Source organism: Faecalicatena faecalis (assembly GCF_012524165.2).
GTDB lineage: Bacteria > Bacillota > Clostridia > Lachnospirales > Lachnospiraceae > Faecalicatena_A > Faecalicatena_A faecalis.
The window spans coordinates 146,684-153,258 of the sequence record NZ_JABACJ020000010.1 but is presented as its reverse complement, the minus strand read 5'-3'; the positions used below and the strand labels follow the sequence as shown (position 1 = coordinate 153,258).

Below are 6,575 nucleotides of genomic sequence, written 5' to 3'. Positions count from 1 at the left end.
GATATAAGGAGAGAGGATAAGCTGTGGATTACTGAAGGATATCAAAAAAATGGCAACGAATCAGAAAAATCCCAGGAATAGCTTGACTTACGGCTATTTTTTGAATATAATTAAGAGCAGTGTCTTTCTGTATGCTATATATAGTAGAAAGATTTCAAAAATTGAGAATCACTGTTAATACTTTAGAATAAGTATCTCAACCAAAGGGAGGTGTATTGATAATGAAAATGACATTTCAGCCGAAAAAAAGACAGAGATCAAAAGTTCATGGCTTTAGAGCAAGAATGAGCACTCCAGGCGGAAGAAAAGTTTTAGCTGCCAGAAGAGCAAAAGGAAGAAAACAGTTATCAGCTTAGGCCGCATATATGTGGCCTTTTCTTCTATTTATAAAAGGAAAAGTGCGGTAAAAAGAATGAAGTTTTCGGAATCTTTGAAGAAGAATAAAGATTTTCAAATTGTTTATAAAAATGGGAATTCCTACGCTAACAAGTATCTTGTTATGTATGTGAGGGAGAATGGAACGGAAAAGAATAGACTCGGTATTTCCGTAAGCAAGAAAGTTGGGAACAGTGTTGTAAGACATCATCTTACAAGATTGCTCCGAGAGAGTTATCGACTTCAAGAAGCACATTTCAAAAGTGGGTTTGATATCATTGTAATTGCGAGAGTGAGTGCAAAAGATAAGAATTATCATGACATTGCGAGTGCGCTCATCCACTTAGGAAAGCTTCATGAGATATATATTTAAAGATAAACAAAAAGTTTACAAAAAGAAAGTCATATCTTATGGGACATTAGCTGTCCGATAAGTATAAGCAAAAGGAGGGATGCAGATGAAGTATATTTTAATAGGACTGATCAGGTTCTATCAAAAGTATCTGTCCGGATTAAAGACAAGGTATCATTGTATTTATACACCGACCTGTTCACAGTACGGAATTGAAGCAATTCAAAAGTATGGTGCAATCAAAGGCGGTGCCTTAACAGTCTGGAGAATTCTGCGCTGTAATCCTTTTGCAAAAGGCGGATATGATCCGGTACCTTAAGGAGGATAAGAGATGTATGGAATTTTAGCTGCAGGATATGCAGACTGGCCGATTATTCATCAGATTTCCTGGCTGCTTGGAAAAGTGATGAACGGAATTTATAATGTAATGGATGGAGTATTTGGGGTACAGAATATCGGTGTCTGTATCATCATCTTTACAATCATCGTATACACATTAATGATTCCACTGACAATTAAACAGCAGAAGTGGTCTAAGATGTCTTCTGTTATGAACCCTGAGATTCAGAAGATTCAGAAAAAGTATGCGAACAAAAAAGACCAGGCTTCTATGTTAAAGCAGCAAGAAGAGCTTCAGACGGTATATGAGAAATACGGAACTTCACCGACAGGCGGATGTCTTCCGATGTTAATCCAGATGCCTGTACTTTTTGCACTGTATCCGGTCATCCAGAATATCCCGAATTATGTACAGGGTGTTAAGAATGTATATATGCCGGTGGTTAACCAGATCATGGCTGCTGATGGTTTCCAGAAAATCATGGAAAAAATCGGTGAAGCGAAGCCAGTACTTATGAGTGCTAAGTCTTATGACTATTCACAGGCAGATACGCTTGTAAACGTATTATATAAATTCCAGGATTCCACATGGAATACACTGGTAGATAAGATTCCTTCCTTGAAGGACATTGTTGAGACAACAACACAGACGATGGGACACTTGAACAGTTTCCTTGGAATTAATATTGGAGAAGCACCATTTACCATGTTAATGGCTGCAATTCATGATTTTTCAATTATCGGAATTATCATGGCTGCAATCATTCCTGTCATGGCAGGTCTTACACAGTTTATCAGTGTGAAGTTACAGCCGCAGCCGGAGGTTGATCCAAATAATCAGATGGCGAACTCCATGAAGACAATGACATACACAATGCCATTGTTCTCTGTATTCATGGGATTCACTCTTCCAGCAGGTCTTGGTCTTTACTGGGCAATCAGTGCTGTTGTAAGATGTGTACAGCAGTTAGGAATCAACAAGTACCTCAGCAAGAAATCTACCGAGGAATTGATTGCAGAAAACCAGAAAAAAGCAGCTAAGAAACGTGAGAAAAAGGGTACATCTGCACAGGCAATCAATAAAATGGCAACAACAAATACCAGAAATGTAGAAGACAAGAGAAAGTCAAAGATTTCTGATAAAGAAAGAGAAGAGCGTCTTGAGAAAGCAGCTCAGCAGACAAAGAATGCAAAGCCGGGAAGCCTCTCATCAAAGGCAAATCTGGTAAGCAGATTTAACAGCGGACAAAGTACATCCCTTAAGGATGACGATAAATAGGAAGAATCGTAGAAAGGAAGGATTCAGGATGAACGGTAGTATCAGAGTATCTGCAAAAACAGTGGATGACGCAATTACGGAAGCATTAATTCAGTTAGGCGTTACCAGTGACAGATTAGATTATGAAGTCATTGAAAAAGGAAGTGCCGGATTCCTTGGAATAGGCGTAAAACAGGCAGTGATCGAAGCAAGAAGAAAACCTGAACCTGTAGTGGAAGAGCCGGAGATCAAAGCGGAAGTAAAGACAGAAGTGAAAGCAGAAGCAAAACCTGTTGAGAAAAAGGCTCCGGTAAAGGAAGTTAAGAAAAAAGAACATGTCAAGAAAGATGAGCATGTAAAAAGAGAAGTAAAAGAAGAAGCACATAAGGATGAGGTTCAGCCATCCGTAAAACGTGAGTCTGAACTTGCAGAAGTAAAAGATGAAACAAAGAAAGCCGTTGAATCCTTCTTAAATGATACGTTAAAAGCAATGGGAATGACAGTAGAGCTGATTTCTAATATCGATGCAGACGGGGCTTTGAGTGTTGAGATGAAGGGTGACAATATGGGAATCCTCATTGGAAAGCGCGGACAGACATTAGATTCTCTTCAGTATCTGGCGAACAGAGTTGCGAATAAGCACCAGGACGGATATGTTCGTGTGAAGCTTGATACAGAGAATTACCGTGCAAGAAGAGAAGAGACACTGAAGAATCTTGCAAAAAATATTGCTTATAAGGTAAAACGTTCAAAGAGAGCAGTATCTTTGGAACCAATGAATCCTTATGAGAGAAGAATTATCCATGCAGCACTTCAGTCTGACCCGTTTGTAACAACTCACAGTGAAGGGGACGAGCCTTACAGAAAAGTAGTAGTTACATTAAAGAAATAATATAATTGAAGCGAAAGAGGACGTTTCCGCTTCACGGATGCTTTCGTGAAGTTGTGAAACGTCTTTTTTAAAACCAGCAGGAGGCAGCTATGAAAAAGGATACAATTGCTGCCATTTCCACAGGTATGACGAATTCGGGGATTGGAATCGTGCGTATCAGCGGAGATGAAGCATTTCATGTGATAGATAAGATTTACAAGGGAAAAGACCGACTGAAGGAAGCAGAAAGCCATACCATCCACTATGGATTTATTATAGACGAAGAAGAGACGATAGATGAAGTTCTGGTCATGCTGATGCGTTCTCCCAGAACATTTACAGGGGAGGATACCGTTGAAATCAACTGTCATGGCGGAACATATGTTGTGAAAAGAGTGCTGGAGACTGTCATTAAAAATGGTGCAAGACCAGCCGAGCCAGGAGAATTTACAAAGAGAGCCTTTTTAAATGGAAAGATGGATCTCTCCCAGGCAGAAGCCGTAATCGATGTAATCACATCAAAAAGTGAATATGCTCTTCAGAGTTCTATCAGTCAGTTAAAGGGAAGTGTGAAGAATAAGATAGAGGATATCAGAAAACAGATTATTTATCATACTGCATTTATTGAGACTGCGTTAGATGACCCTGAGCATATAGAAATCGATGGGTATGGTGATACATTAAAAGGGGTCGTAGAGAATCAAAAGGCTGAAATCTGGCAGTTGATTGCTTCAGCAGACAGCGGAAGAATCATGAAGGAAGGAATCCAGACGGTGATTGCCGGAAAACCAAATGCAGGAAAGTCTTCTCTTTTGAATGTTCTGGCCGGAAAGGACCGCGCAATCGTCACAGATATTGAAGGGACGACAAGAGATATTCTGGAGGAGCAGATCTGCCTTGGAGGATTGACTTTGAATATGATTGACACGGCCGGTATCAGAAATACCGACGATATCATTGAAAAAATTGGTGTCGATAAAGCAAAAGATTATGTAAAAAATTCAAATCTGATCATTTATGTTGTAGATGCATCCAGGCCTTTAGACAGCAATGATAAAGAAATTATGGGGCTTCTCAAGGACAGAAAGGTAATTATTCTGCTCAATAAATCAGATCTTAATACTGTGATAACAAAGGAAAATCTGAAGGAAGAATTAAAGCTTGTATTAGAGGAAAATTTTGCAGAAGAGATACCGATGATAGACATTTCTGCAAAGGAAGAGCAGGGCTTAAGTGAATTTGAAGAGACTTTAAATGAGATGTTCCTGAATGGAGATGTTTCATTTAACGATGAGGTCTATATTACGAATATCAGGCATAAGGCGGCCCTTACGGACGCTTATAAAAGCCTTGAGAAGGTCTTAGAAAGTATTGAGAATCAGATGCCGGAGGATTTCTTTTCTATAGATCTGATGGATGCATATGAGTCACTTGGAAGTATAACGGGAGAAACGATAGGAGAAGATTTAGTCAATGAAATATTCAGCAAATTCTGTATGGGAAAATAAAGATGGATATGATATAGCAATCGTGGGTGCGGGACATGCCGGATGTGAAGCAGCTCTTGCAGCGGCCAGACTTGGGTTTCGGACGGTAATGTTCACAGTGAGCGTTGACAGCATTGCGCTGATGCCTTGTAATCCGAATATTGGAGGCAGTTCCAAGGGACATCTGGTGAAAGAAATTGATGCACTTGGAGGGGAGATGGGAAAGGTCATTGACCAGACCTTTATCCAGTCAAAAATGTTGAATCAGTCGAAAGGGCCGGCAGTACATTCTCTGCGTGCACAGGCGGACAAGGCAAATTATAGTCGTACGATGCGCCAGGTCCTTCAGAATCAGGAAAATCTGGATATCCGCCAAATGGAAGTGACCGATATTCTGGCAGAGGATGGAAAAGTGACCGGTGTGCAGACCTATTCAGGTGCCATTTATCCATGCCGTGCAGTCGTTCTGTGTACTGGGACCTATTTAAAAGCAAGGTGTATCTATGGCGATATTAGTATGCAAACTGGACCAAATGGACTTCAGGCGGCCAATTATCTGACGGACAGCTTAAAATCTCTTGGAATCAAGATGTACCGTTTTAAGACGGGGACTCCAGCCAGAATAGATAAGAATTCAATCGATTTTAGCAAGATGGAGGAACAAAAGGGAGACGAGAGAATCGTACCATTCTCTTTTACGACAGATCCAGATGAGATTCAGATTGACCAGGTTTCCTGCTGGCTGACCTATACAAATGAAAAAACGCATGAGATTATAAGGAATAATCTGGACAGATCTCCACTTTTTTCAGGAATGATAGAAGGAACTGGCCCGAGATATTGTCCATCCATTGAGGATAAGGTAGTAAAATTTGCGGATAAGAATCGACATCAGGTATTTATTGAGCCTGAAGGATTGGATACAACAGAAATGTATGTGGGAGGAATGTCCAGTTCACTTCCAGAAGATGTACAGTATGCAATGTACCGCAGTGTACCAGGGCTAGAAAATGTCAAAATTGTTAGAAATGCATATGCAATAGAGTATGATTGCATTGATGCAAGGCAGTTGAAGAGCACCCTTGAGTTTAAGAATATTGAGGGACTTTTCAGTGGAGGACAGTTCAATGGAAGCTCTGGATATGAAGAAGCAGCAGCCCAGGGGTTGGTAGCAGGAATAAATGCAGCAAGAAAGCTGCAGGGGAAAGATGGCATTGTGATTGATCGTTCAGAGGGCTATATAGGGGTCCTCATTGACGATCTTGTCACAAAAGAAAGCCGTGAGCCGTACAGGATGATGACTTCGAGAGCTGAATACAGGCTTTTGCTCCGTCAGGACAATGCAGATTTAAGGCTGACAAAGCTGGGATATGAGATTGGACTAATTGACGAGAAGAGATATCAAAGATTGCTTGAAAAGGAAAAGATGATTGCAGCGGAAATTAAAAGAGTTGAGCATACCAATATAGGAACCTCACAGGAGGTCCAGGATCTGCTTGAGTCCTGTCATAGCACACCGTTGACCTCTGGAATTACGCTTGCTGAGCTAATACGCCGGCCTGAATTATCCTATGAAATATTGGCTCCGATTGACAGACAGCGTAAGAATCTGCCTTATGATGTGATAGAACAGGTAAATATTAATATCAAATATGATGGATATATCAAGAGACAGCAGCGTCAGGTAGAACAGTTTAAAAAGCTGGAGAAAAAACTAATTCCGGCTGATATAGATTACAATGAGATACAAAGTCTTCGAATCGAAGCAAAACAAAAGCTAACGGAAATAAAACCTGCATCAATTGGGCAGGCATCCAGAATATCAGGGGTGTCCCCGGCGGATATATCCGTATTGCTGGTTTATTTAGAGAGCAGATAAGAGGATAGGAGAGT

General features: G+C 40.5%; 7 protein-coding genes. All 7 read left to right on the top strand.

The genetic code is table 11. The features are described from left to right. Positions 1-221: 221 nt before the first annotated feature. Entirely contained in the window at positions 222-356 is a 135-nt protein-coding gene (gene rpmH, locus HGO97_RS12145; protein WP_089983006.1) for a 50S ribosomal protein L34, read from the top strand. A gap of 56 nt (positions 357-412) precedes the next feature. Beyond that, the gene (gene rnpA / locus HGO97_RS12140; RefSeq protein ID WP_216241995.1) at positions 413-748 is read left to right on the top strand and encodes a ribonuclease P protein component; all 336 of its coding nucleotides are present in this window, start codon (positions 413-415) and stop codon (positions 746-748) included. Positions 749-833: 85 nt separating this feature from the next. Continuing rightward, positions 834-1,046 carry a membrane protein insertion efficiency factor YidD gene (yidD, locus tag HGO97_RS12135; RefSeq protein WP_216241993.1) on the top strand — a complete coding sequence of 71 codons (213 nt, stop codon included), beginning with the start codon at positions 834-836 and terminating at the stop codon, positions 1,044-1,046. A gap of 12 nt (positions 1,047-1,058) precedes the next feature. After that, positions 1,059-2,345 (top strand): YidC/Oxa1 family membrane protein insertase, encoded by a 1,287-nt coding sequence (locus HGO97_RS12130; protein WP_216241992.1) that lies wholly within the window; start codon positions 1,059-1,061, stop codon positions 2,343-2,345. Between the two features lie 28 nt (positions 2,346-2,373). Beyond that, positions 2,374-3,216, top strand: a complete 843-nt coding sequence (jag, locus tag HGO97_RS12125) for an RNA-binding cell elongation regulator Jag/EloR (protein ID WP_216241990.1) — start codon at positions 2,374-2,376, stop codon at positions 3,214-3,216. An 89-nt stretch (positions 3,217-3,305) separates the two neighbouring features. Next, entirely contained in the window at positions 3,306-4,703 is a 1,398-nt protein-coding gene (gene mnmE / locus HGO97_RS12120; RefSeq protein ID WP_216241988.1) for a tRNA uridine-5-carboxymethylaminomethyl(34) synthesis GTPase MnmE, read from the top strand. Further along, on the top strand, positions 4,669-6,561 hold the full coding sequence (mnmG, locus tag HGO97_RS12115; RefSeq protein WP_216241986.1) for a tRNA uridine-5-carboxymethylaminomethyl(34) synthesis enzyme MnmG: 1,893 nt from the start codon (positions 4,669-4,671) through the stop codon (positions 6,559-6,561). The genes mnmE and mnmG overlap by 35 nt, the downstream gene beginning before the upstream one ends. Positions 6,562-6,575: the final 14 nt, after the last annotated feature.

What these genes read in the sequence shown, in the direction of transcription:
- rpmH (WP_089983006.1), top strand. Translation starts at nt 222, where the DNA reads ATGAAAATGACATTTCAGCCGAAAAAAAGACAGAGATCAAAAGTTCAT.
- mnmG (WP_216241986.1), top strand. Translation starts at nt 4,669, where the DNA reads ATGAAATATTCAGCAAATTCTGTATGGGAAAATAAAGATGGATATGAT.
- jag (WP_216241990.1), top strand. Translation starts at nt 2,374, where the DNA reads ATGAACGGTAGTATCAGAGTATCTGCAAAAACAGTGGATGACGCAATT.
- mnmE (WP_216241988.1), top strand. Translation starts at nt 3,306, where the DNA reads ATGAAAAAGGATACAATTGCTGCCATTTCCACAGGTATGACGAATTCG.
- yidD (WP_216241993.1), top strand. Translation starts at nt 834, where the DNA reads ATGAAGTATATTTTAATAGGACTGATCAGGTTCTATCAAAAGTATCTG.
- HGO97_RS12130 (WP_216241992.1), top strand. Translation starts at nt 1,059, where the DNA reads ATGTATGGAATTTTAGCTGCAGGATATGCAGACTGGCCGATTATTCAT.
- rnpA (WP_216241995.1), top strand. Translation starts at nt 413, where the DNA reads ATGAAGTTTTCGGAATCTTTGAAGAAGAATAAAGATTTTCAAATTGTT.